The organism is Microvirga sp. 17 mud 1-3, from assembly GCF_003151255.1.
GTDB lineage: Bacteria > Pseudomonadota > Alphaproteobacteria > Rhizobiales > Beijerinckiaceae > Microvirga.
Window position 1 is genome coordinate 59,670 of record NZ_CP029481.1, and the last position, 26,202, is coordinate 85,871.

The following is a 26,202-nucleotide window of genomic DNA, read 5'->3' on the forward strand; positions in this document are numbered from 1 at the left end:
TCTCAAGGTGAGAGCAGCCGATAGCTCACCGGATCGTCCGGGCAGACATTCGGGCCGCATTCCACGAAGGTGCCGGCCACGTTCGCGAGGGTGAGCGCGATGACGAGGAACACCGCCGTGGTGCCGAAGGCGCCGAGGCGCGGTGTCTCGATCGTCTCCTTGAACTGCCGGTCCGAGAGGAGCATCGCGGCGGTGAGCAGGAGAGCGGCCGCGAAGCAGACGAAGGCCCAGCTGTAATAGTGAAGGCCGAGGAGCGCCGAGCCGTAGCCGGGATCGCCCGGCATGATGTGCAGGAGGATCTGCCGCATGGCAATGCCGGCGCCCAGAAGGGCCGCGAGCAGGGACAGGGCGTAATGGCTGGGGCGCGGGCCGAAGCGCAGGTTGAGGATCGGCCCCACGGCCAGGGCCGCGAAGGCGACCCGCTGCAGCAGGCACAAGGGGCAGGGCAGCTCGTGGAGCCAGAACTGCATCGCGAAGGCAACCGCCAGGATTGCCGCGATGGCATAGAGGCCGAGGGCATTGAGCGTCATGGCAAGGCGCGGCGTCAGCATCTCGATGACCTCAGAAGGAGAGCGGGAGCGCGTCGGTGGCGTGGTGGAAATAATCCGCGACGCTCAAGACGAACGACAGGCCGAACAGGGCGAGCGCAAGGCTCCTGTGCCCGAACCAGCCCGCCAGCATCGCCAGTGCGAAAAGAAGAAAGAGAACCGCCTGATCCATGACCTGCCCCGTCAGCCCCCCTGGACCTAGCATATATTCCTTAACGGAAGGATGCGGGAAGCACACCATTGCTCTCCTCTCCGAAGGATCCCGGGCGGGCGCGGGAGGCGCCGACGTGCCCTCTCCCTCCTTGTGGGGGAGAGTTGGAGAGGGGGGTGTGAGCGCCGACCTGGATTCAGTCCTGCGCTCACACCCCCACCCTGACCCTCCCCACAAGGGGGAGGGGAAGCGCGGCGTGCCACATCGCAGTTGCGCGATCTTTCCTTGAGGGAGAGGAAAAGGCATCGCCCGCTTTTCTCGAGCCTGTCATGCCAGGGGCGCGACCGTGTTGGGTCTAGTCCTGTGGCGGCGCCTTTGGTATGAGGCTCCAACGGCGGATCTGCCGCGCGAAGGATGGGACCACGATGGACAAGTTCACTGTGCTGGAAAGCGTCGCGGCGCCGCTGCGGATCATCAATGTCGACACCGACATGATCATCCCCAAGCAGTACCTGAAGACGATCAAGCGCACGGGGCTTGGCAAGGGCCTCTTCTCCGAGATGCGCTATCGCGAAGACGGGTCCGAAAACCCGGATTTCGTGCTCAACCAGCCGGCCTACCGCAATGCGCAGATCCTGGTGGCGGGCGACAATTTCGGCTGCGGCTCCTCCCGCGAGCATGCGCCCTGGGCCCTGCTCGATTTCGGGATCCGCTGCGTCATCTCCACGAGCTTCGCGGACATCTTCTACAATAACTGCTTCCAGAACGGCATTCTGCCGATCGTCGTGAGCCCCGAGGATCTGGAGAAGCTCTTCGACGATGCGGAGCGCGGCGCCAATGCGACGCTCACGGTCGACCTGGCGAACCAGGAGATCCGCGGTCCCGACGGCGGCACGGTCAAGTTCGACATCGACCCGTTCCGCAAGCACTGCCTGCTCAATGGACTCGATGGCATCGGCCTGACCATGGAGAAGGCCGGAACCATCGACACCTTCGAGCAGAAGCTCAGCCAGCGCGCCTGGGCCTAAGCCGGGCCCGCCTTTCCCTCTTCCGCGGACTCCGGAACCGTTCCGGGGTCTGGTTTTCTTTCCATGAAAGCCCCAAGGGCTCCTTCGCCCTGCCTTACAGGTTCAGGCGCCGCGCCCAGTCCTTCGGGGCGATGATGCCGGTCAGGCCGAGCCATTCCGCCATCAGGCGCAGCTCCGCGCTTAAGGGCGCGGCGATCTCGTCCGGGTGGATTCCGTCCTCTGGATGGACCGAGTGCACCACGAGCCGGCCCGCGGCACGGTCCGCCTTCAGGTCGAGCCGCGCCACGATGCGCTCGCCGAGCAGGAAGGGCAGGCAGTAATAGCCGAATTCCCGCTTTTCGGCGGGCGTGTAGATCTCGATCCGATAGCGGAAATCGAACAGGCGCTCCGTGCGCGTGCGCTCCCAGACGATGGGGTCGAAGGGCGAGACCAGGGCCCGCACCTCCACCTTTCGCGGCAGGCGCGCCTGCGGGTCGAGATAGACCGGGCCGTTCCAGCCCTCCACGGTGACGGGGATGAGGTCGCCTGCTTCGACCAGTTCGGGAATGCGCGCCTTTGCGTCCGCCGCCTCGAGGCGGAAATAGTCCCGCAGGCAGCGCTCGCTGGCGATGCCGAGCGCCCGGATCGACAGGCGCAGCAATTCCCGCTGCGCCTCGTCCTCAGGTGGGGTCGGCATATCCAGGATCGGGGAAGGCAGCACCCGCTCCGGCAGGTCGTAGAGGCGTTCGAAGCCGCGCCGGGTGGCGGTCGTGACCTCGCCGGCCCAGAACAGCCATTCGAGCGCCCGCTTGCCGTCGCTCCAGCCCCACCAGGAGCCCTCTCCCTTGCCGCCGATGGACAATTCGCCCGCCCCGATGGGGCCTCGGGCCTCGATCTCCCGCCGCACCTCCTCGATGAAGGCGCGCTTCTCGTGTCCGAACCGGGCGATCCCGCCATAGATGCCCTCGCCCCGCGCGGCCCGCGCCATGCGCCAGCGGAACAGGGGATGCAGATCGAGGCGGATCAGGGAGGCCTCGTGGCCCCAATACTCGAAGGTGTTGCGCTTCCGGCGGTGATAGGCGGTCTTTTCCAGAAGGTCCCGGTCGTAGGCGCCGAGGCGGGAGAAGAGCGGCATGTAATGGGCGCGCACCAGCACATTGACCGAATCGATCTGGAGCAGATGCGAGCGGCCGAGGGTGCGATTCAGGTGGCGGGAGGTGGCCGCATCGGGGCGGGCCTCTGCGAAACCTTGGGCGGCCAGCGCGATCCGGCGGGCCTGGGCGAGGGTGAGGCGTGTCCGGGGCATCGTGAACATTTGCAGAACTTCGCCCAGCTAGCCCGAACCCGGCCTTTCCGGCAAGCCCGGGCGGCGCGGGTCCACATGCAATTTCCCCAAGGAGATTCCTGCCCCACCTGCCTTTAGGGCACGCTGCCGGTGCGGGGAAACACAGCCGGCCCATTCCGGCGGTGACAAGCTCGGCGGTCTCGGATAGACGCGATTTTCGAAACCCGATGAGGTGCGAAGTGAGATTCGGACCGTGGTTCTGGGCCGGGGTGGTTCTGATCAGCGCCGCTGCCGGCGCACTGTACGGCCTGCTTTTCGGCAGCGTCCACCCGGCCATCTCGGCCGTCTATGGCGCCTGCACGGGCACGCTCCTGTTCGTCTTCGAGCGGCGCCTGATCCTGTCCGGCCTCCAGGCGCGCTTGCGGCGTCTCTCGACACCCCTGTACCTCGTCGGGACCGAGGCCTGTTACGTCGTCCTCATCGTTCTCGGCAACGCGGCGGCGGGCAGTGCCCTCTGGGCCGCTGGCCTGCTCGACGAAACCCTCGCGGACGCGACTCTCCCGACGATGCGGGTGATCCTCTATTCCCTGGCCGTCGCGGCCATCGTGGGCTTCGTGCTGCGCATGCGCGACCTGATGGGCACCGAGATGTTCATCAATCTCCTGATCGGCCGCTATCACAAGCCCGTGACCGAGGAGCGCGTCTTCCTGTTCATCGACCTTGTCGGTTCGACGAGCCTGGCCGAGGATATCGGCGACATGCGCTTCCAGGAGCTCCTCGGCGATTTCATGGCCGCGCTCGGGGAGCCGGTCCGTCGCTATCGCGGCTCCATCGACGATTATATCGGCGACATGGCCATGATCACGTGGCCGCTCGCGCGCGGCATCAAGGATGCGCGGTGCCTTCATGTGATCCGGGCGATCCGGGAGCAGTTCGACCGGGAGGCCGCTGTCTGGCACGCCAAGTTCGGCCTGAAGCCCCATTTCCGGGTGGCTCTGCATTGCGGGCCCATCGTCACGGCGGATGTGGGCGTCGAGAAACACAAGATCGCGTATTTCGGCGACACCGTGAACACGACCTCCCGCCTGGAGGCGCTCTGCCGGGATCTTCGGGAATCGGTGCTGGTCTCCTCGGATCTCCTGGCGCGCCTGGAGATCCCGGCGGGCTTCGAGTTCGAGGATCTCGGGCCCCGTGCATTGCGCGGCCGCGATCAGCCGCTCGGCCTCTTCGCCCTGCGCTCCCTTCCTTAAGAGGTTCTGGCCGGGAACCGGTCCGGGGTCTATACGCATATCAGGCTTGCGGCGGGTTGCGGGACAAGGTGGCCCCTGTTCCCTAAGAAGGCCCGCAGCCAAGCGATGGAGCCCATGGACCAACCCGTTTCACCTTCCCGGCCGCAAGCGCCAGCCCTCACCCAGCGCGAGATCCGCACGATCATCGTGGGCATCATGCTGGCCCTGCTCCTGGCGGCGCTCGACCAGACCATCATCGCCACGGCCCTGCCGACCATCGGCCGGGAGCTCGGCGATCTGGAACACCTGCCCTGGGTCGTGACCGTCTATCTCCTCGCCGCGACCGCCGTGACGCCCCTCTACGGCAAGTTCAGCGACAGCCATGGCCGGCGCATCACCCTTCTGATCGGCATCGTCGTGTTCATCCTGGGCTCGATCGCCTGCGCGCTCGCCCCCACCATGCTCGTGCTCATCCTAGCGCGGGGCGTGCAGGGCCTGGGCGGCGGTGGGTTGATCGCCCTCTCCCAGACCATCGTGGCCGACCTCGTGTCGCCCCGCGAGCGCGGGCGCTATCAGGTCTATTTCGCCAGCGTGTTCATGACCTCGAGCCTGCTCGGCCCGGTGCTCGGCGGTTTCTTCGCAGAGCATCTGCACTGGTCGGTGATCTTCTGGATCAACCTGCCCCTCGGGCTCATCGCCCTGCTCATCACCTTCCATACCTTGAAGAAGCTGCCGCGGTTCGACCGTCCGCACAAACTCGACCTCCTGGGCGCGCTCCTCCTCGTGAGCGCCACCGTGTCCCTGCTCCTGGCCCTGAGCTGGGGCGGGCTGCGCTTCCCATGGGCTTCGTTCCCGATCCTCGGCCTCGTGGCTGCCTCGCTGGTGCTCTGGTGCCTCTTCGCCCTGCGTATGCGCTTCGCGCCCGAACCCCTGATCCCGGCCGGCGTGCTGCACAACCCGGTGGTCCGCACCGGCACGCTCGCGGCCTGCTTCGGCATGGGCACCTATATCGGCCTCACCATCTACCTGCCGGTCTATTTCGAGGCGGTGCGCGGCATCTCGGCCAGTTCGTCCGGCCTGGCGCTCATTCCCCTCATGGCCGGCACCGTGGTGGGCGCTACCCTCTCGGGCCGCGCCATGGTGAAGGTGACCCATTACAAGCGCCTGCCCATGGTGGGCCTCGCCATCGCCATCGCGGCGACGGCCATCCTGGCCTTCTTTGGCGACAGCCTCTCGTTCCCGGGCATCGAGGTGATTCTCGCCGTGATCAGCATCGGGCTCGGGACCCTGCTGCCGGTCTCGACGGTCGCGATCCAGAACGCGGTCGCGCCGCACGAGCTCGGGACAGCCACCGGAACCGCCAATTTCTTCCGCTCCCTCGGAGGCGCCTTCATCGTGGCGATCTTCGGCGCCATCGTGCTGAGCGGAACGGGCTTCGGCGGTGCGACCAGCTTCGAATCCCTGGCCGGTGTCGCAGCGCAGAGCGGGGTCGATCTGGCCGGCGTGTTCTCCCATGTGTTCATGGCGGCCGTGGTGGGCTTCGCGCTCGCCTTCGTGTTCCTGCTCGCCATGGAGGAGCGGCCCCTGCGGGGCGGCGCCGTCAAGGCGGCCGGCGCGGCCATCGCGGACTGACGGGCCCGAACTTCCGGTTCAATCGAGGGTCTGGCGGAAGCGGGCCACCGCGAGGCCCATGGCCGCCAGGGCGAAAAGGCCGAGCGCCAACACATCGGCCTGAAGGTCCACGAAGCCCGCGCCCTTCAGCATGATGCCGCGCACGATGCGCAGGTAATGGGTGAGGGGCAGGATCTCGCCGATGGCCTGCGCCCAGCCGGGCATGCCCCGGAACGGAAACATGAAGCCCGAGAGCAGGATGCTGGGCAGGAAGAAGAAGAACGACATCTGCATCGCCTGAAGCTGGCTCTTGGCGATGGTCGAGAAGGTGTATCCCACCGACAGGTTCGCCAGGATGAAGAGTAGCGTCAGCACGACCAGGAGCCCAAGGCTGCCGACCACCGGCACGTCGAAGAGCAGCCTGGCGGCGCCCAGGATCAGCCCTGCCTGCAACCCGCCGACCACGAGATAGGGCGCGATCTTGCCGAGCATGATCTCCACGGGCCGGATCGGCATGGCGAGCAGGCTCTCCATGGTCCCCCGCTCCACCTCGCGGGTCACCGAGAGAGCCGTGAAGATCAGCATGGTCAAGGTCAGGATCGTGCCCATGAGCCCGGGCACGATGTTGAGCCGGGTCTCGCCGGCCGGGTTGTAGCGCCGGTGGATGCGCAGCTCGAAGGGCGGAGGCTGCGGCGCCCGCGTGGCCGTGGGGCCGACGAGCTCCCGCGAGAAGACCGTCGCGGGCAGGCCCTGGAGCGCCGTCACGGCGCCGCCCGCCGCCACAGGGTCGCTCGCATCCGCCACCACGAGCAGGGCGGGCCGCTCCCCGCGGATCAGGTCGCGCCCGAAATGCGCCGGGATCTGCACGCCGAACTGCACCGTGCCGGACAGGATCAGGTGGTCGAGTTCCGCCTCGCTGCGGGCTGTCGTGACGATGTCGAAGTAACCGCTCACCCGCATGGCCGCCACGAAGGAGCGCGCGAAGGCGCTATCGTCCTGGATCAGGACGGCGGTCGGCAGGTTCTTGGGGTCTGTGTTGATGGCGTAGCCGAAGAGGAGGAGCTGCACGAGCGGGATGAAGATCATCGTCGCGAAGGTGATCCGGTCGCGGCGCAGCTGGAGCAGCTCCTTGAGGAAGGCCGCATAGACGCGCCCCATCGCGGCGCGGAAGCCCCGGGTTCTGCGGTCAGGGGCGGCTCCGGCGCTCATGCGAAATTGTCCTTCGAGCGGCTCATCAGGTCGATGAACACGTCCTCCAGGGTCGGCTCGCCCGGAGCCCAGCTTTGCGGCCCTCGTTCACGCAGATCCTGCGTGGCCGCGTCGAGCCGCGCCTTGTCGCGCCCGCTCACGTGGAGGGCCGTTCCGAACGGGGCCACCATGTCGACCCCCTCGCGCTTTTTCAGGGTTTCGGCCAGATCGGCGAGGTCGGGGCCTGTCACGATGTAGGTGGCCAGATGCGCCTCGGCGACCACCTCGTTCACATTGCCCTGCGCCAGGAGCTCGCCATAGGCGATGTAGGCGATCTCGTGGCAGCGCTCGGCCTCGTCCATGTAATGGGTCGAGACCAGCACGGTCATGCCCTGATGGGCGAGGGCGTGGATCTCGTCCCAGAAATCCCGCCGTGCCTTCGGGTCGACGCCGGCGGTAGGCTCGTCGAGGAGCAGGAGCTGAGGCCCGGGCAGGATGCAGGCGCCGAGCGCGAGGCGCTGTTTCCAGCCGCCGGACAATTCCCCGGCGAGCTGGCCGGCCCGGTTCTCCAGGCCGAGGCGGCGGATCGCCCCGTCGGCGGCCGCACGCGGATGCTCGAGGTTGTAGACGCGGGCCACGAATTCCAGGTTCTCGCGGATCGACAGGTCCGCATAGAGGGAGAAGCGCTGGGTCATGTAGCCCACGTGGCGCTTGATCTCGGCCGATTGGGTGAGGATGTCGTAGCCGAGGCAGGTCCCGTGCCCGCTATCGGGGGTCAGCAGGCCGCAGAGCATGCGCAAGGTCGTGGTCTTGCCGCTGCCGTTCGGTCCGAGAAAGCCGTAGATCAGGCCGCGATGCACCTGCATCGAGAGGTTCCGCACCACCGGACGCCCGCCGAAGGACTTGGTCAGCCCCTCCACGTCGATCACGATTTCGGCGGCCGGGCCGCTCACGGCCGGGCCTCCGGAAGCTGCGGAATCACGCTCACCGGCAGGCCGAGGGGCAGGCTCGCCCCATCGAGGGGCTGGGCCTCGAGACGGAACACGAGCTTGGCCCGTTCCTGCTCGCTGAAGATGACCGGCGGGGTGTATTCCGCTGCGTCCGACATGAAGCTGATCCGTGCCTTGAGAGATGAGGCGCAGCTATCGCAGGAGATGCCCACGACCTGCCCGAGCGAGAAGGTGTTGAGCCGCGGCTCCGGCACGTAGAAGCGGATGCGCCGGTTCGCCGGGGGCAGGAGCGCCAGAACGGGCTGTCCGGCATTCACGGTCTCGCCGGCCCGGAAATACACGTCCTGAACCTGCGCACCCGCGGAAGCGTACACCCGGCGCTTGGCGAGCCGGGTCTCAGCCTGGCCGAGCGCCGCCTCGGTGGCGGTCGCCGCCGCCTTCGCAGCCTCGATCTCGGCCGAACGGCCGGCGATCTGGCCCGCCTCGATCTGCCGCCGCACCTCCTGCAGGGCGGCCTTGTCCCGTTCGAAGGCGGTCTTCGCCTGATCGAACTGCGCCTTGGCCGATATCCCGCGATTGTAGAGGGTCTGCTGGCGGTTGAGCTCCGCCTGGGAGAGGTCGAGCTGCGCGGCGGCGCGCTCTTCCTGGGCCTGCAGGACGGCGATCTCCTCCGGGCGCTGGAGCGAGGCCTGCAGGTTGGCGAGCTGCGCCTTCGCCTGTTCCCAGCGCGCCTTCGCCTCGTCGCGCTGGGCCGTCTGGAGAGAGGAATCGAGCGTGAAGAGAACCTGACCTTCCGTCACTTGGTCTCCTTCCCGAACGGCCAGGCTGTCGATCCGGCCACCCTCCTCGGGTGCCATGAAGACCAGGTAGCCCTCCACATAGCCCTGGTAGCGCTCGGGCCCGTCGCCCCTGTGCCCGTAATACCAGAAGGCCGCTCCGGCTCCGGACAGGGCCGCCAGGACGATCAACGCCACCAGGATCCGCCGGGTCATGAGGATGGCCCTTTCAGCGCCTGCATCATCAGGGCGAGATGGGTGTCCAGCATTCCCTCCACGTCCAGCGGGTCGAGGCGCTGGAAGAAAGCGGTCCACAGGAGGGCCAGGACCCCCGGCGCGACGGCAAGCTGGGGAAAGCGCACGAGGGCGTCGGACTGGAATTCCCCCGTGGCGATGCCCTGCTCGGCGATGCCGCGCAGGAGCCGCATCCCCGTGGCGACCACCTCCCGATGGTAGATCTCGGCGAGTTCCGGAAAGCGCCCCGCCTCGATCAGGATGAGCCGCACGATATCCACCCGGCGGGTGCCAAGGATCTCCTTGCGCAGGAACGAGAACAGGGCCCTGAGCTTGGCCTCCGCCGGAGCGTCGAGGGACAGGATCCGCTGCTCGATGGTGCCGATGGGGCCGCCGATTTCGGAACGGATCAGGGTTTCGAGCAGGGCCTGCTTGGACGGGACATAGAGATAGATCGTTCCCTTGCCGACCCCGGCCCGCGCCGCCACGTCCTCCAGCCGCGCTTCTGTGAAGCCTTTCTCCAGAAACACGTCGAGGGCCGCATCCAGGATGGCCTGGAGCTTGGCCTGTCGCTCCTCTTCCTTCCGGGCCGGAGCCCTCCGGGGGGCAGGGCGCTTCGTTGGCATGGAGGCAGGTCTCCCGATATGTGACTGACCAGTCAGTCAGCATCATAAACCTGTTTGTCGCCAAGTCGAATCGTTTATGAAGGGACTGTCCACGATCCTGGAGCAGCGTCGACGAGGTAGTTTCGCGGTCTCTCGGGTCTCCTGCGGCCTCTTGGCTGGGGATAGGGCCCGGAAGGCTGTGGAGCATTCCGGCTTTTCGGGCACTTCCCGGGACCCTGCCGTGTTAGGACGGCACAGGATTCAGCCAGGAACGAGGGAGGCGCATGAAGGTCGGCATCGATATGGGGCAGGTCTCCTCGGGGCATGGGGTCGGCGCCGCGCCGGGCAGCCCCGCCATGCTCGACCTTGAGGAGCTTCTGGCGACGCGTCTGCTCGTCCAGGGCAATTCCGGCTCCGGCAAGTCCTATCTCCTGCGCCGCCTTCTGGAACAGAGCGCCGCCATGGTGCAGCAGGCCGTGATCGACCCGGAGGGGGATTTCGTGACCCTTGCGGACAAGTTCGGCCACGTGGTGGTGGATGCGGCCCGGAGCGAGGGCGACATCCAGCGGATCGCCGCGCGGGTGCGCCAGCACCGGGTCTCGGTGGTGCTGAGCCTGGAAGGCCTCGACGCGGAGGCGCAGATGCGCTGCGCGGCCGCCTTCCTGGGCGGGCTCTTCGATGCGGACCGTGACTTCTGGTATCCGATGCTCGTGGTGGTGGACGAGGCGCAGCTCTTCGCGCCGGCCGCGGCCGGCGAAGTCTCGGACGAGGCGCGCAAAGTATCCCTCGGGGCCATGACGAACCTCATGTGCCGCGGCCGCAAGCGCGGGCTTGCGGGCATCATCGCGACCCAGCGCCTCGCCAAGCTCGCCAAGAACGTGGCGGCCGAGGCCTCGAACTTCCTCATGGGGCGCACCTTCCTGGACATCGACATGGCCCGCGCGGCCGACCTTCTGGGCATGGAGCGCCGGCAGGCCGAGATGTTCCGGGATCTGGAGCGCGGTCATTTCGTGGCCCTGGGCCCGGCCCTGTCGCGCCGGCCGGTGCCGATCCGCATCGGATCCGTGGAGACCTCGGCCCGCAGCGGCAATTTCAAGCTGGTGCCCCTGCCCGAGAAGCCCGCCGAGGATGCCCGGGACCTGATCTTCAAGGCCGGCGACGACGAGCTCGTCGCCCGCCCGGTCATGCCGCGCCGCACTCCGCCGCCCCCGCCGCCGGCCACGAACGACCTTCTGGCCCAGCTCGCCCGCGCCCGTCCGGCCGCCGCTCCCGAGCCGGAGGCCGAGCCTTCCGCGGAAACCAAGGCGGAGCGCGATGCCGCCCTCGACGGGATCCTGCGCGAAATCCTGGAGGATCCGGAGGCCGCCTTCCGCACGGTGGCGGTGCTCTATCAGGACTTCCTGGTGCGCTGCCGCATCCGCCGCATCGGCGGCGATCCTCCGAGCCTGCCGGCCTTCCGCCGCCGCCTCGCGGTCGCCCGGGCCGGAGTCGACACCCAGACTGCCGAAGGCTCCGAATGGGACCGGGCGGTGGCCTTCGCGGCCGATCTTGCGGAGGATATCCAGGGTGTCTACCTGCTCCTCGCCCGCGCGGCCCTGGAAGGCGCGCCCTGCCCGCCGGACGGGGAGATCGCCCGCGCCTGCGGCAGCCGCTCGCCCGGCCGTGCCCGCCGTCTCGTGGCCTACATGGAAAGCCGCAACATCGTCGTGACCCGCAACGACCCGCGCGGCCTGCGCATCATCGCGCTGCCCGATCTCGGCTGGGAAACCGGCCCCGGCGACCCGAATGCATTCGAGGAGCCGCTGCCCGTCTCCGACAACCAGGACCTGTTCGCGACGGGCTGAGGCGGCGTCGCGCAGATGACCGCACGGGTCGAATCGCCCGGGGTGTCACGTCGATGCTGTGGGAATACTGACCGAATACCACGCCGGTCGATTTGAGCAAGCCGCCCCGGCGCATGCGTGATCCGCCGCGCATGGTGCTTCTCCCGCTCCGTTTCCGAGGACAGATAAGGCCGAGGAGGGAATGGAATGAAAAGCAGCGATCGTCTCAAACTCATCCGCATTCTCGGCATGCTGGGCTCCGATCAGCCAGGGGAGCGCGCTGCCGCGGCCCTCGCAGCTCACCGCCATGTCAAAGCTCTGGGCGCCAGCTGGGCCGACCTCGTCACTGCACCACGGGCGACGGAAAGGCGCGAGGTGGTGGTCAGGACCGTCTACGAATACGGCATTGACCATGTCCGCGCGGCCGAAGCGCGAATGCGTCAGCTGCGCCACGAGATCGTGACGCTCAAGCAGGAGAATGCCCGCCTCAAGAACCGCCTTGCGGTCAGGGCCGACCAGGAGCGGCGGGCCCGCATGGCCGACGGCCTTGCGCATGACCGGCCGCTTTGACTTTCCCGTCCGTCAAATCACCGATAGGTTGCGGGCCAATTTCTGAAACGAGAGAACGAAGAATCATGCACAACGACCGCCTGAGCCTCGACGAGATCGCCCGCCGCGTGGACGCTAAGGCGCAAGCCTTCTGCGACTCGAGCGACCGCATCTGGGCCATGCCGGAGCTCGCCTTCGAGGAGCACCGGGCGGTCGAGGAGCAGATCAGGATGCTCGAGGCCGAGGGCTTCAGCATCAGCCGCGCGGTCGGCGGCATGGCGACGGCTTTCGTGGCCGAATGGGGCAAGGGCGGGCCGGTGGTCGGCATTCTGGGCGAGTATGATGCACTCCCCGACCTGTCGCAGGAATCGGGCGCCACGGGTCACGCGCCCCTGACGTCCGGCAAGCCCGGCCACGGCTGCGGCCATAACCTCCTGGGGTCGGGTTCGGCGCTCGCGGCGGTGGCCCTCAAGGATGCGCTGGAGGCCGAGGGCATCGCCGGCACCGTGCGCTATTACGGCTGCCCGGCCGAGGAGAGCGGGTCGGGCAAGACCTTCATGGCGCGCGCCGGCCTGTTCGACGATCTCGACGCGGCCTTCTGCTGGCATCCGAGCGTCGTCAACGAGGTGCAGACCACCTCTTCGCTCGCCTGCATCCAGGCCTTCTTCCGCTTCAAGGGCCGCGCCGCCCATGCGGCCGCCGCGCCCCATGTGGGCCGCAGCGCGCTTGATGCCGTGGAGCTGATGAATGTGGGCGTCAACTACATGCGCGAGCACATGCCCTCCGACGCGCGGGTGCATTACGCGATCACCAACACGGGCGGCGACGCGCCGAACGTCGTCCAGGCCTATGCCGAATCCCTCTATCTCGTGCGCTCGCCGCACCTGCCTGACGCCGAAAAACTGTTCGAGCGCGTGAAGAAGATCGCCGAGGGCGCGGCGCTCATGACCGAGACGACGGTCAGCGTGCAGATCACGGATGCCACCTCCAACGTCGTCCCCAACAAGGTGCTGCAGGAGGCCATGTACGAGAACATGCGCCGCCTCGGCCCGCCCGCTTTCGACGAGGCCGACTACGCCTTCGCCGAGAAGCTGCGCAAGGCGGCGCTGACCGAGGAGGACATCCTGGCGAGCGTGAAGCCGCACGATCTCTCGCTCCGGTCCAAGATCCTGCACGACGCCGTCCTGACGATGCCGACCCGCGAGGAGGTGATGATGGGCACCACCGATGTGGGCGATGTGAGCTGGATCGTCCCGACCGTCCAGTGCCACGCGGCCTGCTTCGCCATCGGCACGCCGTTCCACACCTGGCAGCTCGTCGCGCAGGGTAACCTGCCGGCGGCCCACAAGGGTATGGTGCTGGCCGCCAAGGCCATGGCGGCGACCGCGGCCGATGCCCTGCGTAGCCCCGATCTCATCGCCCGCGCCAAGGCGGAGCTGCGCGAGCGCACCGGCGGCCGGCCCTATCTCTGCCCGATCCCCGAGAACGTGACCCCGGACGACCTGCGCACCAAGGCGGCGTAAGGGGCCTGCGAGTGAACCAGAGGGAGGAGATTCAGCCGATGAAACAAGACAGTCCACTCGGATCGCAGAAGATTCCGCTCGCGACCCTGCCGACCCCGCTCGAGCCGCTTCCCGCCCTCACGCGGGCCCTCGGCGGCCCCGAGATCTGGGTGAAGCGCGATGACTGCACCGGTCTTGCGGGCGGCGGCAACAAGGCCCGCAAGCTCGAATACCTGTTGGCCGAGGCCCTGAGCCTCGGCGCGGACACCATTGTGACGGCCGGCGGGATCCAGTCGAACCATGCGCGCCAGACCGCCGCCGCCGCGGCGCGGCTCGGCCTTCGCTGCATCCTCGTCCTGACCGATTCCGTGCCGGGCCGCAGCCCAGCCTACCATGGCAACGGGAACCTGCTCCTCGACCGCCTGTTCGGCGCCGAGATCCGCTTCTTCGACGGGGATACGGATCCGGATCGCGTCATGGCCGAGATCGCGGCTTCCTGCGAAGCCGAAGGCGGCCGTCCCTACGTGATCCCGGTCGGCGGATCGAACGCCGTGGGCGCCAAGGCCTATGTGGCGGCCGCCGACGAGGCGTATGAGCAGGCGACCGCTCTCGGCCTCTCCTTCAGCCACGTGGTCCTGACGACCGGAAGCGGCGGCACCCATGCGGGCCTCGCCCTCGGCTATGCAGCCCGCGATCCCGACCTGCGGGTGCTTGGGATCAGCGTCAGCCGCGCCCATGAGGCGGCCGTCCAGCGCGTTCAGGACTTGGTGGAGAAGACGGCAGCGTCCCTCGGGACGGACCGTCTTCCCGAGATCCTCATCGACGACCGGTTCGTCGGTCCGGGCTACGGCCAGCCGACGCCCGCCATGGTGGAGGCGGTCGGCCTCGCGGCCCGCTCGGAGGGGTTGCTGCTCGATCCGGTCTATACGGGCAAGGCCATGGCCGGCCTGATCGCCCTCGTGCGCGAGGGCCGCTTCACGGCCGCGGACAGGATCCTCTTCTGGCATACCGGCGGCAGCATCGGGCTCTTCGCCTATGAGGAGGTCTTCGCGAAGGACCGGCCGGAATAGGCTCGCCTCGCCGGAATTGTGGTGAGTATGCACTAACGCAAATTAGATTTGCCGTTTGTGGCGTCGTGTTTGCGTCAGAGCAATCCTATCTTCGGATCAACCGAGATGAAGGAGAGCATCCATGAAACTCACCGGAATTCACCACCTGACCGCCGTGACGGCGAATGCCAAGGGCAACCACGATTTCTACACGCAGGCGCTCGGGATGCGCCTCGTGAAGAAGACCGTCAACCAGGACGACGTGAGCGCCTATCACCTGTTCTACGGCGACGGCCGGGCCTCGCCGGGTTCGGACATCACGTTCTTCGACTGGCCGGTGGGGCGGGAGCGGCGCGGCACCCACAGCGTCGTGCACACGGCCCTGCGCGTGACCGGCGAGAAGACCCTGGCGTGGTGGAAAGAGCGGCTCGACGCGCACCGGATCGACAACAGCGGCATCGTCGAACGGGACGGGCGCCTGTGGATCGATTTCGAGGATCCGGAGGGCCAGCGGCTCGGCCTCGTGGACGATGGCGGTCGGGGTGACCCGTCCCATGCCTGGGAGCGCAGCCCCGTGCCGGCGGAGCACCAGATCCGCGGCCTCGGGCCGATCACCCTCAGTGTGCCGACCATCGAGCGCACGGCCCTCGTCCTGACCGCCGGCATGGATATGCGGGCCGCGCGGGACTACCGGCGCGGCGAGAGCCCGGTGCATGTATTCGAGATGGGGGAGGGCGGTCCTGCGGCGGAATTGCACGTGGCGGTCGAGCCCCATCTGCCGCCGGCCCAGCCGGGCGCGGGCGGCGTGCACCACGTGGCCTTCCGCACGCCGGACGACGAGACCTATGCGGATGCGGCGCAGCGCCTCCAGGCCATGCGGGCGCCCTCGAGCGGCCCGGTGGACCGCTACTATTTCCGCAGTCTCTACTTCCGCGAGCCGAACGGCATCCTGTTCGAGATCGCGACCGACGGTCCGGGCTTCGCCACCGACGAGCCCATGGAGAGCCTCGGCGAGCGTCTCGCCCTGCCGCCCTTCCTGGAGCCCCGGCGGGCCGAGATCGAGGCCGGTTTGAAGCCGCTCTGATGATCAAAGCCTCGGACGGGCGTTGAGCGCCTGCCCGGGGCTTTGAGGGTCCGGGATCGAGCATCTTTCCGCGCAGAACCGGTGCCCGCTTTTGCGCTCGAGGCTCTAGCGCCGCCAGTTGACCACAGCGACACCGATGAGCGCCATGGCCCCGCCGACCGCGCCGAGTGCGGTCGGCACCTCTCCGAGCCAGAGGAAGCCCAAAAGGGTGGCGACCGGCGGCACGCAATACATGAAGTTCGAGGCGCGGCTCGCCGGCAGCCGCGACAGGGCAACCGCCCAGGTGCCGTAGGCGACGAGGCTCGGCACGAGGCCGAGATAGACCACGGCCCACAGGCCCTGCGCGGAGGCGGACGAGAGCTCGGCGGAGGCCGGGACCAGCCAGGGGCTGAGGACGAGGGCGCCGAGCGCCATGTTCCAGGCCGAGACGGCGAGGGGCCGGTGGCGCGTAAAGAGAGGCTTCTGCACCACCGTGGTGACGGAGGTGCACAGGGCGGCGCCGAGGATCAGCAGCGCACCCGTGTCGATGCTGAGGCCGCCGCCTTCGCCCAGGGCGATGAGGCCGATCCCCAGGAACGACAGGGTCGTGCCGGCCCAGGCGCGGGCCCCGAAGCGCTCGCCCAGCACCAACATGGCGAGCCCCGCCGTGATGATCGGATTGGTGTTGATGATGAAGCTCGCGGCACCCGCCGAGACGGTCGTCTCGCCCATGTTGAGGAGCGCCGTATAGAGCGCCACGAACAGCACCCCGCCGGTGGCGAGCCGCAGGAAATCCGGCAGCGACGGCCATCCCGGCCGGGTCACGAGCAGGAAGATCGCGGCCGGAACCCCCGCGATGGCGAAACGCAGGGCGCCGAGCTCCACGGGCCCGAAATCGTGCAGGCCCGCCCGGATGGCCGGAAAGGCCGAGGCCCAGGAGAGGATCGTCACGACGACGGCCGTGGCCGTCACCATGTCGAGGGAAGTCCGTTCGGGCCGGCAGGCGGCAGCGGTGCTCATAAGGTCTGTCTCGCGGCAACTGGATGGGCGCGACCATCGGGGAGAGGCGGCTCGTTGACAAGCGAACAATTCGAGGGTGAGCTGTGCGTATGGATCACATCTCGCTCCCCCTGCCGCCGCTCGACGCCCTGCGTGCCTTCGAGGCTGCGGCCCGCCTGGGGAGCTTCTCGGCCGCCGCCGCCTCCCTCAACATCACCCACGGCGCCGTCAGCCGTCAGGTGGCCAAGCTCGAGCACTGGCTGGGACAGAGGCTCTTCGACCGGCAGGCCCGCGGGGTCGTCCTGACGCCCCATGGACAGCGTCTTCACCTGCGCACGAGCGAGGCCTTCGCGCTCATCGCCGACAGCTCCGACCGTTGGATCGAGCGCCGGGGCGCCGGGATCGTGCGCCTGACGTCGATTCCGTCCGTGAGCAGTCTCTGGCTGATGCCGCGTCTCAGGGCCTTCGAGGAAGGCGACCCGGCCCTGCGGATCGAATTCGTGGTCGAACACCGCGCCATCGACCTGGAGGCGGAGGGCATCGACCTGGCGATCCGCTGCGGCCGCGGTGCCCTGCCGGGCCGCCTGTCCGTGCGCCTGTTCGAGGAGCATTGCCAGCCGGTCGCCTGCCGGGCCATCGCGGAGCGGCTGCCGCCGGGGCCGCCGGAGCGCCTGCTGGCCTATCCCCTGGTCCACGATTCCGACACGTCCGCCTGGCGGGCCTGGTTCGCCGCCCAGGGAATCGACTATCGCCCGCGGCCGCAGGACCGCCGCTTCGAGGATTACAACCTCGTCCTCGACGCCGCCGCCCACGGGCTCGGCCTGGCCCTCGCCCGGCCGCCTCTGGCCGGGGAGGCGCTGGCCACGGGCCGGCTGGTCCCCGTCGATCCCAGGACCGTGCTCAACCCCGTCTCCTATTGGCTCGACCGTCCCCAGGGGCGCCTGCGGCCCATGGCGGCTGAGCTTGCGCGCCGGATCATGGGAGCTGCGGGCCTCGATACGGCAGCCGCGGCAGCATTCCTGAAAGCCTGAGCGCTCCGGGCATGGGCCGCAGGGGCCGGAAGACTTTCCTGTTTTGGGGCCCTTCATCGTTGAACAGGCAGGGCAAGTCTGCCACCATCCCGCCGCTTTCTATCGGGCTGCAATCTGCGTGGGGGTGTGGGGATGTCGGTCGTTCAAGGCTTGCGGGCTGTCCTGTCCGCCGCAACCATCGTCATGGCGGGCACCGTCGCGATGCCGTCCTGGGCGCAGCAGGCGCCCAATGCGCAGGCGACCGACCCACAGGCGCTTCGGGCGCGGATCGACGGGCTGATCCCCGCGTTCGAGACATACTTCCAGGACGGGATGAAGAGCTTTCAGGTACCGGGCGCCGCCATCGGCATCGTCCTGGACGACAAGCTGATTTACGCCAAGGGCTTCGGCGTCAAGGAGCAGGGCAAGCCGGATCCCGTCCGGCCCGAGTCGATCTTCCAGATCGGCTCGACCACCAAGGCATTCTTGAGCGCCGCGCTGGCGCAGGCCGTGGATGCGGGGCGTCTCGCCTGGAGCGACCGGGTTTCCGACCTGATGCCCGAATTCCAGCTCAGCGACCCCTGGATCGGGCGCGAGTTCCGCGTGCTCGACCTTTCGGCCCAGCGCAGCGGCCTCACGCCTTACGTGAACGACAGCCTTGCCGTGCTCGGCTACGACAGGACGAGCCTCATCCGGTCCTTGCGGACAGCGCCCATCACCCTGTCGTTCCGGTCCGACTTCACCTACACCAACATTACCCACCTGGCGGCGGGCGAGATCCTGGCGCGCAAGGCGGGCCAGGGCTCCTGGGCGGATGTGGTGAAGGCCGGCATTCTCGACCCGCTGGGCATGACGGCTACGAGCGCGACCGCCGAGGCCATCGCGCAGGCGCCCGACCATGCCATGGGCCACCGGGTCGACAAGGATGCCCCCGTCCCGGTGCCGTTCCATCCGGCCTTTCCCTATGCGGTCGGCGCGGCCGGCAACCTCAATTCCAACATCCCCGACATGGCGAAATGGCTTCGCCTGCAGCTCGGGCGCGGGCAGTTCGAGGAGCGCATCGTCGTCTCGGAGAAGAACCTCGACGAGACCTGGACGCCCCGCGTCGCGCTCGGTGAGCGCCTCTCCTACGCGCTCGGCTGGCTCGTGAGCGCGACCCCGAACGGGCGCATCATCTGGCACAATGGCGGCACCCTGGGCTTCGGCGCCCATGCGGGCTTCCTCCCCGATCGCGGGGTTGGCATCGTCATCCTCACCAATGCCCAGAACAGGGGCTTACCGGATGCGGCCGCGCAATGGCTTTACGACCGGATCCTGGGGAATCCGACCGTCGACAATGTGGCGCTCGCCCTCACGGCGACCCGCGAGAGGGAAGCGGAGGAGCAGGCGAAGGCGAAGGCCTCGCAAGGAAAGGTCTATGCGGAGCAGGATCTCGCGTCGCTCGCCGGAACCTACGGGTCCCCGGTCCTGGGCGATGTCTCGGCGAGCATCGAGGGCGAGACGCTCAGGCTCCGGCTCGAGGAGACGGAGGCCGTCCTGGTCCTCACGCCCGTCGACCGGGACACGTTCGCGGCCCGCCTCGTGCCGGAAGGCGCCTATGAGCCCGTGGCCCGGATGGCGGGAGACGAAGTCCTGACGCGGATCCGCTTCGAGCGGGACGAGGGCGGCCAGGTCCGTCGCATGCGCTGGCTCGATCCGAGCCTTCCTCAGGTTCTGGAGCGGCAATGATGGCCGACGGGAGCACCGCCATGATCCGGAAATATCTCGCTCTTCCTCTCGGCCTTGCGACGGCCCTTGCGCTGACGGGCGGTGCGGCCGCGCTCCCGCACATGGTGCCGATGCCTGGCGGGGGAGTGGTGCAGCCGGCACAGTTGAGCGGCATCCTCGACCTGTTCGCGGATGACGACGATTACGTTCACGACCGGCATTACGACTGGGAGCAGTATCGCAATTCCACGAGCCGCAAGGAACGGATCAGGGATTATTACCGGATGCAGGAGGAGGCCGAGAAGGATTACTGGCGCGCCCAGAAGCAGATGCAGAAGGACATGATCAAGCGCCAGCGAGGCTGGTGAGGTCAGGCGCGGAGAATTCCCTCGACGATGTCCACGACGGCCGCGGCCTCCCGGAAGGTCGCAAGGCGGTTCGGTCGTCCGGCGATGAGCTTCCCGAATTCCGCGACCTGATGCGCATCGGCGCGGGCAGGCGCCATCTCCTCGTCGCCGTATTGCAGCCGGTACCATTCGCTCAGCACGGCCTTGCCCTTCGGGCCCGTGATCTCGAACCGGTTGAAGTCGTCGATCTCGCCCTCCACGGCGCCGTCGATGGTCATGCGGCAGGCCGCGAAGCCGAGGGTTGCGCGGATGCGGGTCTCGGTGCCGGTCGGCCCCCGCTCCACCTCCTGCGCCTCCAGCCGCCCCGGCCCGAAGAGCCGCAGGGCCAGAAAGACCGCGTGGGAAACCACCTCGCGGGTGAAGCCGCCCTGTTCGGGACCCGCGAGCCAGCCGGCGGCCCCGTGCTGCCAGCCGCGCGGCCATGTCCTGAAGCGCAAGGTCAGATGGGCCGAGAGCCCGTCGCCGAGGGCCCCGCCCGACACGATCTCGCGCAGACGGAGGATGGCGGGAGCGGTCGCAAACGGGAAATTGACGGCGGCCCGCACGCCTGAGCGTTCCACTGCGTCGATGCAGGCCCGGGCCTCCTCGACCGTCGCCGCCAGGGGCTTCTCGCACAGAATGACCTTCCCGGCCCGGGCCGCAGCGGAAACCAGCGCCGCGTGGGTCGCCGGCGGGGATGCGATGTAGAGCCCGTCGATGGAAGGGTCGGCGAGGAGCGCCTCGACGCTTCCGGCGCGGGGCACGGTGGCCTCGACCGGAGCCGGGTCGTAGCCGGCCACGATCCTGAAATCCGGGTTGGCCGCGAAGCTCTCGATCATCCTGCGGCCCATGATGCCGAGTCCCATCACGCCGATGCCGTAAGCCATGCCGTCCTCCCCTGCTCCGGCACCCTATAGAGGCTTCGAGCACGCGGCGCGAGAGCCGGGATGGGCTTCGAGAGCCCGTTTTACGGGCCTTTAACCCTCCTGCGAGATCGCTTGCTGCAGAAAGGGAGTGTCAAGGAAGCGCCCGTAGAGCTGTTTCCCGCCGGACACACGGAGGCAGGGAAACGCCGAGGCGGGTTCTTTGCAGTCGGATGCCGGTCGATTCCGTGCCTTCCTCATGGTAAGGCTGCCCGCCCGACGCCGTTCGACTGCCTTCGTCTTAAGGTCAGGACAGCGTTCCCCGCAATTTCAGGAAGCCTCATGCGCCTGTCGACCTCTCTTGCTCTCGTGTCTCTCCTGGCCGCCGGTTCCCTGGCGGTGCCGGCGCAGGCGGCGGATCTGTTCTCCCCGGTGCCGTTCGTGCCCGAGGGCTGGATCGTGACGCTGAAAGGCAACCTCAGGGTCGGCCCGTCCTATCCGGGCGCGGACGATTTCAGCGTCATCGGTTTTCCGTCCTTGAGCTTCCGTCGCGCCGGGACGCCCGAGCGCTTCGGTGCGCCGGACGACGGTCTCAGCTTCTCGCTCCTGGAGGAATCGGCCGTGCGGATCGGCGTCGTCGGACGCTTCCAGGGCGGGCGCTATCTCAAGGACGACCGACGCCTGTTCGGCCTCGACAAGGTCAACTGGGCGGTCGAGCCCGGCGTCTTCGTGGAATACTGGCCGCTCGCGTTCCTGCGCGCCCGCGCAGAGCTCCGGCATGGCATCAACGGCCATCACGGCTTCGTGGCCGATTTTGGCCTCGACCTGGTGCAGAGCTACGGAGCCCTGACCCTCTCGGTCGGTCCGCGTCTCGCCCTCGGCGATTCCAGCTTCGCCCGGACCTATTTCGGCGTCACGCCCCTGGAGGCCGCCCTCAACGGCCAAGTGACACCCTACAGGCCGTCAGGCGGCATCACGTCGGTCGGCGCGACCGCGGGTGTGAGCTACACCTGGTCCGAGCAGTGGTCCACCACCGCCTTTGTCACCTACAAGCGCCTGGTGGGCGACGCGGCCGACAGCCCGATCGTGAAGCGCTTCGGCTCCGAGAACCAGTTCGGCTTCGGCCTGACCGCGTCCTATTCGTTCGGCGCGGGCCGCTGATCGCCCAGGACGTAACCTGAACCGGGCGGGAAGCCGCCCGGCATCATGGCGGGCCCTCAGCGGGAATAGATCGCCGAATTGCCGCTGTGCTCCTTCACCTCGACGCTTTCCAGCCAGACCCGGCCGCCGGTCTCGCGCTGAGCGAAATCCGCCACATGGTCGAAAACGTGCTTGGCCGTGGCTTCGCAGCCGACCGAGGGCAGGATCCGCAGGTCGACGAGGCCGTCCCGGTGCATTTCCTCGAAGCGTGCGAGTTCGGGATCATCCTCGGCCACCAGCATGGTGTGGTCGAACATGTGCTTGAGCCAGGCCTTCACGGGCTTCAGCCCGCCGAAATCGAGGCACCAGTTGCGCTCGTCGAGCTCATGGGTCGCGAACACGAACCGGAAGGCCAGGGCATAGCCATGGATCAGGCGGCAATGGGAGTGGGTCGCCCGCCATTGCCGGAAGCAGCAGGACAGGCCCTCGTTATGGTCGTAGGTCTTGGTGGAGCGGTAGATCTCCCGGGCCTCGGGACGGCTGCCCGATCCGTGGCTGGTCATCGGGACGGATAGGGTCATGGAAGCCGATCTCCGAGGTGTGTCGTCTGGCAGGGGCTAAAGCGTCGGGTCGATGTCAGGCGTCAATCCGCCTGTTCCCGGTCGAGAATGGCGCATTCGTGGATGAATTCGCGCTTGAGATCCGCATCCGTCGCCAGATTCCCCCAGTAATAGGTATTGACCATGCGGCTGCGCCGGCTCGCCCGGACGCCCCGATGGGTCTTGCACATGTGGACGGCGCTGATCCGGACCGCGAGGCCGCGCGGCGCCGTCATGTCGACGATGTACTGGCCGATCTGCTTGACCATCTCCTCCTGGATCTGGAGCCTGGAGGCGAAGTGCTCCACGATCCGGTCGTATTTCGACAGGCCGATGATCTTTCCGTCGGCTGCCGGCAGGATCCCGATATAGGCCTGCCCGTAGATGGGCATGAGATGGTGCGCGCACATGGAACGCACCTCGATGGGACCGGTGACGATCAGCTGGTCGTAGGCCTGCACATTGTCGAATTCGGTGATGCGCGGCGGTGCCGTATATCGCCCCTCCAGGATCTCCTCGACGAACATCCGCGCCACCCGCATGGGGGTCTCGCGGGTGTTGTGGTCGTTCCTGTGGTCGACCCGTAGGATATCGAACAGCTCTTCCACCTTCCGGGCCGCCGCCGCGATCATGGCAGTCCGCGCTGCCTCATCCAGGGGCTCGCTGAGGGCCTCGTTGGACAGGCATGGCGGGGGCATCTCGCGCGGGTGAAAATTCATGATTCGCCTATAGTCGTACTGATCTTCAAGTTGCCGCCCAATCTCCCAACGTAGCATGTAATATTACGCGGCTGATATTGAGGCGTCCGGAGCTAGCTATAACCAGCTTTTGTTGGTATCAAAAATGTTAACGAAGCTTTATTTCAATTTTACGCCAAATTACAGATTGCGTAGCCGGTCGTCGACTGGAAACGGGGGAAAAGATGTCGATTGCAAAGATGAAATATAGTATCTTTTCGGCCCTCTTCGGTCTTCTGGCCTTGGCGGGTGCAGGGGCGGCCTTTGCGGAGGGTCTGCCGGCCCCAACCGAGAAGCCGATCCTCACCGTTGCGGGCAAGATCAGCACCACCAACAAAGACGGCGAGGCTCAGTTCGACAGGCCGATGCTCGAGCAGCTCGGCCTCGTCACCGTGGAGACGAGCACGCCCTGGTACAACGGCCCGGTCAAGTTCGAGGGCGTTTCTCTCGACAAGCTCATGAAGCTGGTCGGCGCCTCCGGCGAGCGCGCCGTCGTCGTTGCGCTCAACGATTACAGCAGCGAGATCCCGGTTGCGGATTTCGCCAAATACAACGTGATCCTGGCCCTCAAGCGAAACGGCGAATACATGCCCGTGAAGGACAAGGGTCCGCTCTTTGTGATCTATCCTTTTGACAGCATGCCGGAGCTGAAGAGTCAGACTTATTATGGACGGGCCGTTTGGCAGGTGGCAAAAATCATCGTCAAGTAACCGTGGAGGCGAGCGCTCCCGATGAGCTTTGAAGGACCGTCCGTGTCCCTGCGAATCCTCAAGGCGGTGCTCGCCATCGTAATCGCCTGCTTTCTCCTGTCCGCGGCCTATATCTCGAGCCTGGTCGTCGAGCGACAGGAAGCCCTGAAGCAGGTCTCTCGCTACAATACCTCGTGGCTCGCGAGCCAAGCGGTCTCGGAATTCACCCGGCTGGAGCAGCGGCTGAGCGCCTTTGCGGCGCCGGGCGGCGGCGTCGATGCGGACGAAGTGGCGCTGCGCTACGACATCCTTGTCAGCCGGGCCAAGCTGCTCGACAACGGTGAGTTCCAGGATTTCGTGAGCCGCGATCCGGAACGCGTGGCGACGGTCGAACTCCTGAGCCGCTCGCTCGCGGCGATCCAGCCCCTGATCCAGACGCTCGACGAACCGGGCAACGCCCTGAAGGCGCTCACGATCCTCCAGCCGCTCGAGACGAAGGTGACGGCGCTGGCCTCCGCGGCGAACCATTACGGGGCGCAAAGGGTCACGGAGGATCAGCACGAGCTGATCCGCCTGCACTGGCTGTTCTCCAGCCTAGCGGGCGGCCTGATCGTCTGCGGCTTCATCCTGCTCGGCCTCCTCGGCTGGCACAACCGCCTGCTCACGCGCGCCCATCACGATCTGCGCTTCCTGGCCGAGAACCTGCAGCGGACCTCCGAGGAGCTGAAGAAGGCCAACAAGGCTCTCGGCAACGCCTATGCGGAACTCCAGCACCAGAACGGGGTGCTGCAGATCCAGGAGATCGAGCTGAGGACGCAGAACGAGCGGTTCAACGCGGCCCTCAACAACATGTCCCAGGGCCTGTGCATGGTGGACGGCTCCGGCCATATCATCGTGTTCAACGCCCGCTTCGCGGATCTCTTCGATTTGGACAACTCGGTCCGCCCCGGCACGACCCTGAACGAGCTGATCGCCCATGCGGATGCCCGCGGGCGCGAGGGAGCAGCGGCCCTCCGGCAGATCTGCGTCGAGCAGCAGGACCTGATCCGCAACCGGCGCAACGCCACCTTCGTCCAGGGCCAGCCGGGCGGGCGCACCATCGCGGTCTCGCACCAGCCCATGAGCGACGGCGGCTGGGTGGCCACCTATGAGGACATCACCGAGCGCCGTCAGGCGGAAACGCAGATCGCCTACATGGCCCATCACGACGCCCTGACGGGCCTCGCCAACCGGGTCCTGTTCCGGGAGCAGATGCTGCGTGTCCTCGCCCAGGCCCAGCGCCAGAGCGCGCACACGGCCGTGCTCTGCCTCGATCTCGATCGGTTCAAGGACGTCAACGACTCCCTCGGGCACGAGATCGGCGACGAGCTTCTGAAGGTGGTCGCCCAGCGTCTTGGGCACTGCGTGCGCGAGGAGGACGTCGTCGCCCGCCTCGGCGGCGACGAGTTCGCCGTGCTCCAGATCGCCGTCCATGGGCCGCACGACTGCGCCGTGCTCGCCATGCGGATCGTCGAATCCTTGAGCGCGCCCTACGAGATCAACGGCCAGGAGATCGTTATCGGCACCAGCATCGGCATCGCCCTCGCCACGGAAGGCAGCCTGACGCCGGATCAGCTTCTCAAGCACGCGGATCTCGCGCTCTATCGGGCCAAGGCCGTCGGACGCGGCACGTTCCGTTTCTTCGAGCCCGAGATGGACGCGCAGCTCCAGGCGCGGCGGGTTCTCGAGATCGACCTGCGCAAGGCGCTCCCCAACGGAGAGTTCGAGCTCTTCTACCAGCCGCAGGTCGATATTCGGAAAACGGTGATTACGGGCTACGAGGCGCTGCTGCGCTGGCGGCATCCGGAGCGCGGCATCGTCTCGCCGGCGGAATTCATCCCGATTGCCGAGGATATCGGCCTGATTTCGCCCCTGGGCGAGTGGGTGGTCCGCGAGGCCTGCCGCGAAGCGGCCCGGTGGCCCGCCCCCATGAAGGTCGCGGTCAACCTGTCGCCCGTGCAGTTCCGGAACCGCAATCTGGTGCAGTCCGTCAGGCAGGCCCTCGAAAGCTCGGGTCTCAGCCCGAGCCGCCTGGAACTCGAAATCACCGAGTCGGTGCTGCTGCAGGACAACGACACCACGCTCGCCACCCTTCACCAGCTGCGCAAGCTCGGCGTGCGGATTGCCATGGATGATTTCGGCACCGGCTATTCGTCCCTGAGCTATCTCCGCAGCTTTCCCTTCGACAAGATCAAGATCGACCAGTCCTTCGTCCAGGGCTTGTCCACGAGGGCCGACTGCCTGGCCATCGTGCAGTCCATCGCAGGCCTCGGCACCAGCCTCGGCATGAGCACGGTGGCGGAGGGCGTCGAGACGGAGGACCAGCTCATGCAGCTGCGCGCGGCGGGCTGCGCAGAGGCGCAGGGCTATTACTTCGGTCGTCCCAAGCCCGCCCGCGATCTGACCCATACGCTCGAAGGGTTCGGCCCGACAAAGGCCGCAGGCTGAGGCTCCGGGCTGCGG

Annotated in this window: 25 protein-coding genes; 14 read left to right on the top strand and 11 right to left on the bottom strand. The window is 67.4% G+C overall.

All coding sequences use genetic code 11. The features are described from left to right. Window positions 1-2 precede the first annotated feature (2 nt). Window positions 3-551, bottom strand: a complete 549-nt coding sequence (locus tag C4E04_RS00320; protein ID WP_109593858.1) for a disulfide bond formation protein B — start codon at window positions 549-551, stop codon at window positions 3-5. A 10-nt stretch (window positions 552-561) separates the two neighbouring features. Beyond that, entirely contained in the window at window positions 562-720 is a 159-nt protein-coding gene (locus C4E04_RS21060) for a DUF5993 family protein (protein WP_174219239.1), read from the bottom strand. A gap of 404 nt (window positions 721-1,124) precedes the next feature. On the opposite strand from C4E04_RS21060, the gene leuD reads away from it, so the two are divergent. Continuing rightward, complete coding sequence (gene leuD / locus C4E04_RS00330) at window positions 1,125-1,727, top strand: 3-isopropylmalate dehydratase small subunit (protein WP_109593863.1); 603 nt, start codon at window positions 1,125-1,127, stop codon at window positions 1,725-1,727. A gap of 94 nt (window positions 1,728-1,821) precedes the next feature. Here the strand turns inward: leuD and C4E04_RS00335 are convergent, their stop codons facing one another. Further along, window positions 1,822-3,012 (bottom strand): winged helix-turn-helix domain-containing protein, encoded by a 1,191-nt coding sequence (locus tag C4E04_RS00335; RefSeq protein WP_109600611.1) that lies wholly within the window; start codon window positions 3,010-3,012, stop codon window positions 1,822-1,824. Between the two features lie 218 nt (window positions 3,013-3,230). On the opposite strand from C4E04_RS00335, the gene C4E04_RS00340 reads away from it, so the two are divergent. Then, window positions 3,231-4,241, top strand: a complete 1,011-nt coding sequence (locus C4E04_RS00340) for an adenylate/guanylate cyclase domain-containing protein (protein ID WP_245416180.1) — start codon at window positions 3,231-3,233, stop codon at window positions 4,239-4,241. Window positions 4,242-4,355: 114 nt separating this feature from the next. After that, window positions 4,356-5,852 carry an MDR family MFS transporter gene (locus C4E04_RS00345; protein WP_109600613.1) on the top strand — a complete coding sequence of 499 codons (1,497 nt, stop codon included), beginning with the start codon at window positions 4,356-4,358 and terminating at the stop codon, window positions 5,850-5,852. An 18-nt stretch (window positions 5,853-5,870) separates the two neighbouring features. Here the strand turns inward: C4E04_RS00345 and C4E04_RS00350 are convergent, their stop codons facing one another. Genes C4E04_RS00350 through C4E04_RS00365 form a run of 4 tightly spaced genes read right to left on the bottom strand, consistent with a single transcriptional unit; the run spans window position 5,871 to window position 9,605 of the window. Further along, the gene (locus C4E04_RS00350; RefSeq protein ID WP_109593867.1) at window positions 5,871-7,040 is read right to left on the bottom strand and encodes an ABC transporter permease; all 1,170 of its coding nucleotides are present in this window, start codon (window positions 7,038-7,040) and stop codon (window positions 5,871-5,873) included. Then, a complete protein-coding gene (locus C4E04_RS00355) occupies window positions 7,037-7,972 on the bottom strand; it encodes an ABC transporter ATP-binding protein (RefSeq protein WP_109593870.1) in 936 nt (311 codons plus the stop codon). Before C4E04_RS00355 ends, C4E04_RS00350 begins: the two co-directional genes overlap by 4 nt. Continuing rightward, entirely contained in the window at window positions 7,969-8,961 is a 993-nt protein-coding gene (locus C4E04_RS00360) for an HlyD family secretion protein (RefSeq protein ID WP_109593872.1), read from the bottom strand. Before C4E04_RS00360 ends, C4E04_RS00355 begins: the two co-directional genes overlap by 4 nt. Then, window positions 8,958-9,605, bottom strand: a complete 648-nt coding sequence (locus tag C4E04_RS00365; protein WP_109593874.1) for a TetR/AcrR family transcriptional regulator — start codon at window positions 9,603-9,605, stop codon at window positions 8,958-8,960. The genes C4E04_RS00360 and C4E04_RS00365 overlap by 4 nt, the downstream gene beginning before the upstream one ends. Before the next feature lie 263 nt (window positions 9,606-9,868). Between C4E04_RS00365 and C4E04_RS00370 the strand changes: the two genes are divergently transcribed. The 5 genes from C4E04_RS00370 (at window position 9,869) to C4E04_RS00390 (ending at window position 15,591) form a co-directional block, all read left to right on the top strand. Continuing rightward, window positions 9,869-11,428: an ATP-binding protein gene (locus C4E04_RS00370; protein ID WP_109593876.1), complete on the top strand. Its 1,560-nt coding sequence runs from the start codon at window positions 9,869-9,871 to the stop codon at window positions 11,426-11,428. Window positions 11,429-11,614: 186 nt separating this feature from the next. Beyond that, on the top strand, window positions 11,615-11,977 hold the full coding sequence (locus C4E04_RS00375) for a hypothetical protein (RefSeq protein WP_109593878.1): 363 nt from the start codon (window positions 11,615-11,617) through the stop codon (window positions 11,975-11,977). 65 nt (window positions 11,978-12,042) lie between these two features. Beyond that, window positions 12,043-13,479, top strand: coding sequence for a M20 family metallopeptidase (locus C4E04_RS00380; RefSeq protein WP_109593880.1), 1,437 nt, complete (start codon window positions 12,043-12,045; stop codon window positions 13,477-13,479). A gap of 38 nt (window positions 13,480-13,517) precedes the next feature. Beyond that, entirely contained in the window at window positions 13,518-14,528 is a 1,011-nt protein-coding gene (locus tag C4E04_RS00385) for a D-cysteine desulfhydrase (RefSeq protein WP_109593882.1), read from the top strand. A gap of 121 nt (window positions 14,529-14,649) precedes the next feature. Continuing rightward, complete coding sequence (locus C4E04_RS00390; RefSeq protein WP_109593884.1) at window positions 14,650-15,591, top strand: ring-cleaving dioxygenase; 942 nt, start codon at window positions 14,650-14,652, stop codon at window positions 15,589-15,591. 105 nt (window positions 15,592-15,696) lie between these two features. Here C4E04_RS00390 and C4E04_RS00395 read toward each other — a convergent pair whose 3' ends face one another. Then, window positions 15,697-16,590, bottom strand: coding sequence for a DMT family transporter (locus C4E04_RS00395; protein WP_109593886.1), 894 nt, complete (start codon window positions 16,588-16,590; stop codon window positions 15,697-15,699). Between the two features lie 89 nt (window positions 16,591-16,679). Here C4E04_RS00395 and C4E04_RS00400 point away from each other — a divergent pair, with 89 nt between their 5' ends. The 3 genes from C4E04_RS00400 to C4E04_RS00410 all read left to right on the top strand — a co-directional run bounded on the left by C4E04_RS00400 (window position 16,680) and on the right by C4E04_RS00410 (window position 19,654). Continuing rightward, window positions 16,680-17,600 carry a LysR substrate-binding domain-containing protein gene (locus C4E04_RS00400; protein ID WP_109593888.1) on the top strand — a complete coding sequence of 307 codons (921 nt, stop codon included), beginning with the start codon at window positions 16,680-16,682 and terminating at the stop codon, window positions 17,598-17,600. A gap of 132 nt (window positions 17,601-17,732) precedes the next feature. Further along, complete coding sequence (locus C4E04_RS00405) at window positions 17,733-19,307, top strand: serine hydrolase (protein WP_109593890.1); 1,575 nt, start codon at window positions 17,733-17,735, stop codon at window positions 19,305-19,307. Window positions 19,308-19,327: 20 nt separating this feature from the next. Further along, window positions 19,328-19,654, top strand: coding sequence for a hypothetical protein (locus tag C4E04_RS00410; protein WP_162559220.1), 327 nt, complete (start codon window positions 19,328-19,330; stop codon window positions 19,652-19,654). A 2-nt stretch (window positions 19,655-19,656) separates the two neighbouring features. Here the strand turns inward: C4E04_RS00410 and C4E04_RS00415 are convergent, their stop codons facing one another. Continuing rightward, complete coding sequence (locus C4E04_RS00415; RefSeq protein ID WP_109593894.1) at window positions 19,657-20,559, bottom strand: Gfo/Idh/MocA family protein; 903 nt, start codon at window positions 20,557-20,559, stop codon at window positions 19,657-19,659. A 318-nt stretch (window positions 20,560-20,877) separates the two neighbouring features. On the opposite strand from C4E04_RS00415, the gene C4E04_RS00420 reads away from it, so the two are divergent. After that, window positions 20,878-21,696 carry a MipA/OmpV family protein gene (locus C4E04_RS00420; RefSeq protein WP_109593896.1) on the top strand — a complete coding sequence of 273 codons (819 nt, stop codon included), beginning with the start codon at window positions 20,878-20,880 and terminating at the stop codon, window positions 21,694-21,696. Window positions 21,697-21,752: 56 nt separating this feature from the next. On the opposite strand, the gene C4E04_RS00425 is transcribed toward C4E04_RS00420, so the two are convergent. Next, entirely contained in the window at window positions 21,753-22,256 is a 504-nt protein-coding gene (locus C4E04_RS00425; protein WP_245416181.1) for a 6-carboxytetrahydropterin synthase, read from the bottom strand. Between the two features lie 62 nt (window positions 22,257-22,318). Then, window positions 22,319-22,993 carry a GTP cyclohydrolase I gene (folE, locus tag C4E04_RS00430; RefSeq protein ID WP_162559221.1) on the bottom strand — a complete coding sequence of 225 codons (675 nt, stop codon included), beginning with the start codon at window positions 22,991-22,993 and terminating at the stop codon, window positions 22,319-22,321. A gap of 203 nt (window positions 22,994-23,196) precedes the next feature. Between folE and C4E04_RS00435 the strand changes: the two genes are divergently transcribed. Continuing rightward, the gene (locus C4E04_RS00435; RefSeq protein WP_109593900.1) at window positions 23,197-23,721 is read left to right on the top strand and encodes a molybdopterin-dependent oxidoreductase; all 525 of its coding nucleotides are present in this window, start codon (window positions 23,197-23,199) and stop codon (window positions 23,719-23,721) included. 21 nt (window positions 23,722-23,742) lie between these two features. After that, entirely contained in the window at window positions 23,743-26,187 is a 2,445-nt protein-coding gene (locus tag C4E04_RS00440) for a bifunctional diguanylate cyclase/phosphodiesterase (protein WP_109593902.1), read from the top strand. The last annotated feature ends 15 nt before the right edge of the window (window positions 26,188-26,202 follow it).

Excerpts from the sequence above, each read along its gene's own strand:
- C4E04_RS00410 (WP_162559220.1), top strand. The coding sequence starts at position 19,328 with ATGATCCGGAAATATCTCGCTCTTCCTCTCGGCCTTGCGACGGCCCTT.
- C4E04_RS00400 (WP_109593888.1), top strand. The coding sequence starts at position 16,680 with ATGGATCACATCTCGCTCCCCCTGCCGCCGCTCGACGCCCTGCGTGCC.
- leuD (WP_109593863.1), top strand. The coding sequence starts at position 1,125 with ATGGACAAGTTCACTGTGCTGGAAAGCGTCGCGGCGCCGCTGCGGATC.
- C4E04_RS00335 (WP_109600611.1), bottom strand. The coding sequence starts at position 3,012 with ATGCCCCGGACACGCCTCACCCTCGCCCAGGCCCGCCGGATCGCGCTG.
- C4E04_RS00425 (WP_245416181.1), bottom strand. The coding sequence starts at position 22,256 with ATGACCCTATCCGTCCCGATGACCAGCCACGGATCGGGCAGCCGTCCC.
- C4E04_RS00390 (WP_109593884.1), top strand. The coding sequence starts at position 14,650 with ATGAAACTCACCGGAATTCACCACCTGACCGCCGTGACGGCGAATGCC.
- C4E04_RS00440 (WP_109593902.1), top strand. The coding sequence starts at position 23,743 with ATGAGCTTTGAAGGACCGTCCGTGTCCCTGCGAATCCTCAAGGCGGTG.
- C4E04_RS00345 (WP_109600613.1), top strand. The coding sequence starts at position 4,356 with ATGGACCAACCCGTTTCACCTTCCCGGCCGCAAGCGCCAGCCCTCACC.
- C4E04_RS00385 (WP_109593882.1), top strand. The coding sequence starts at position 13,518 with ATGAAACAAGACAGTCCACTCGGATCGCAGAAGATTCCGCTCGCGACC.
- C4E04_RS00375 (WP_109593878.1), top strand. The coding sequence starts at position 11,615 with ATGAAAAGCAGCGATCGTCTCAAACTCATCCGCATTCTCGGCATGCTG.
- C4E04_RS00405 (WP_109593890.1), top strand. The coding sequence starts at position 17,733 with ATGTCGGTCGTTCAAGGCTTGCGGGCTGTCCTGTCCGCCGCAACCATC.
- C4E04_RS00365 (WP_109593874.1), bottom strand. The coding sequence starts at position 9,605 with ATGCCAACGAAGCGCCCTGCCCCCCGGAGGGCTCCGGCCCGGAAGGAA.
- C4E04_RS00420 (WP_109593896.1), top strand. The coding sequence starts at position 20,878 with ATGCGCCTGTCGACCTCTCTTGCTCTCGTGTCTCTCCTGGCCGCCGGT.
- C4E04_RS21060 (WP_174219239.1), bottom strand. The coding sequence starts at position 720 with ATGGATCAGGCGGTTCTCTTTCTTCTTTTCGCACTGGCGATGCTGGCG.
- C4E04_RS00360 (WP_109593872.1), bottom strand. The coding sequence starts at position 8,961 with ATGACCCGGCGGATCCTGGTGGCGTTGATCGTCCTGGCGGCCCTGTCC.
- C4E04_RS00370 (WP_109593876.1), top strand. The coding sequence starts at position 9,869 with ATGAAGGTCGGCATCGATATGGGGCAGGTCTCCTCGGGGCATGGGGTC.
- C4E04_RS00395 (WP_109593886.1), bottom strand. The coding sequence starts at position 16,590 with ATGAGCACCGCTGCCGCCTGCCGGCCCGAACGGACTTCCCTCGACATG.
- C4E04_RS00435 (WP_109593900.1), top strand. The coding sequence starts at position 23,197 with ATGTCGATTGCAAAGATGAAATATAGTATCTTTTCGGCCCTCTTCGGT.
- C4E04_RS00415 (WP_109593894.1), bottom strand. The coding sequence starts at position 20,559 with ATGGCTTACGGCATCGGCGTGATGGGACTCGGCATCATGGGCCGCAGG.
- C4E04_RS00320 (WP_109593858.1), bottom strand. The coding sequence starts at position 551 with ATGCTGACGCCGCGCCTTGCCATGACGCTCAATGCCCTCGGCCTCTAT.
- C4E04_RS00350 (WP_109593867.1), bottom strand. The coding sequence starts at position 7,040 with ATGAGCGCCGGAGCCGCCCCTGACCGCAGAACCCGGGGCTTCCGCGCC.
- C4E04_RS00380 (WP_109593880.1), top strand. The coding sequence starts at position 12,043 with ATGCACAACGACCGCCTGAGCCTCGACGAGATCGCCCGCCGCGTGGAC.
- folE (WP_162559221.1), bottom strand. The coding sequence starts at position 22,993 with ATGAATTTTCACCCGCGCGAGATGCCCCCGCCATGCCTGTCCAACGAG.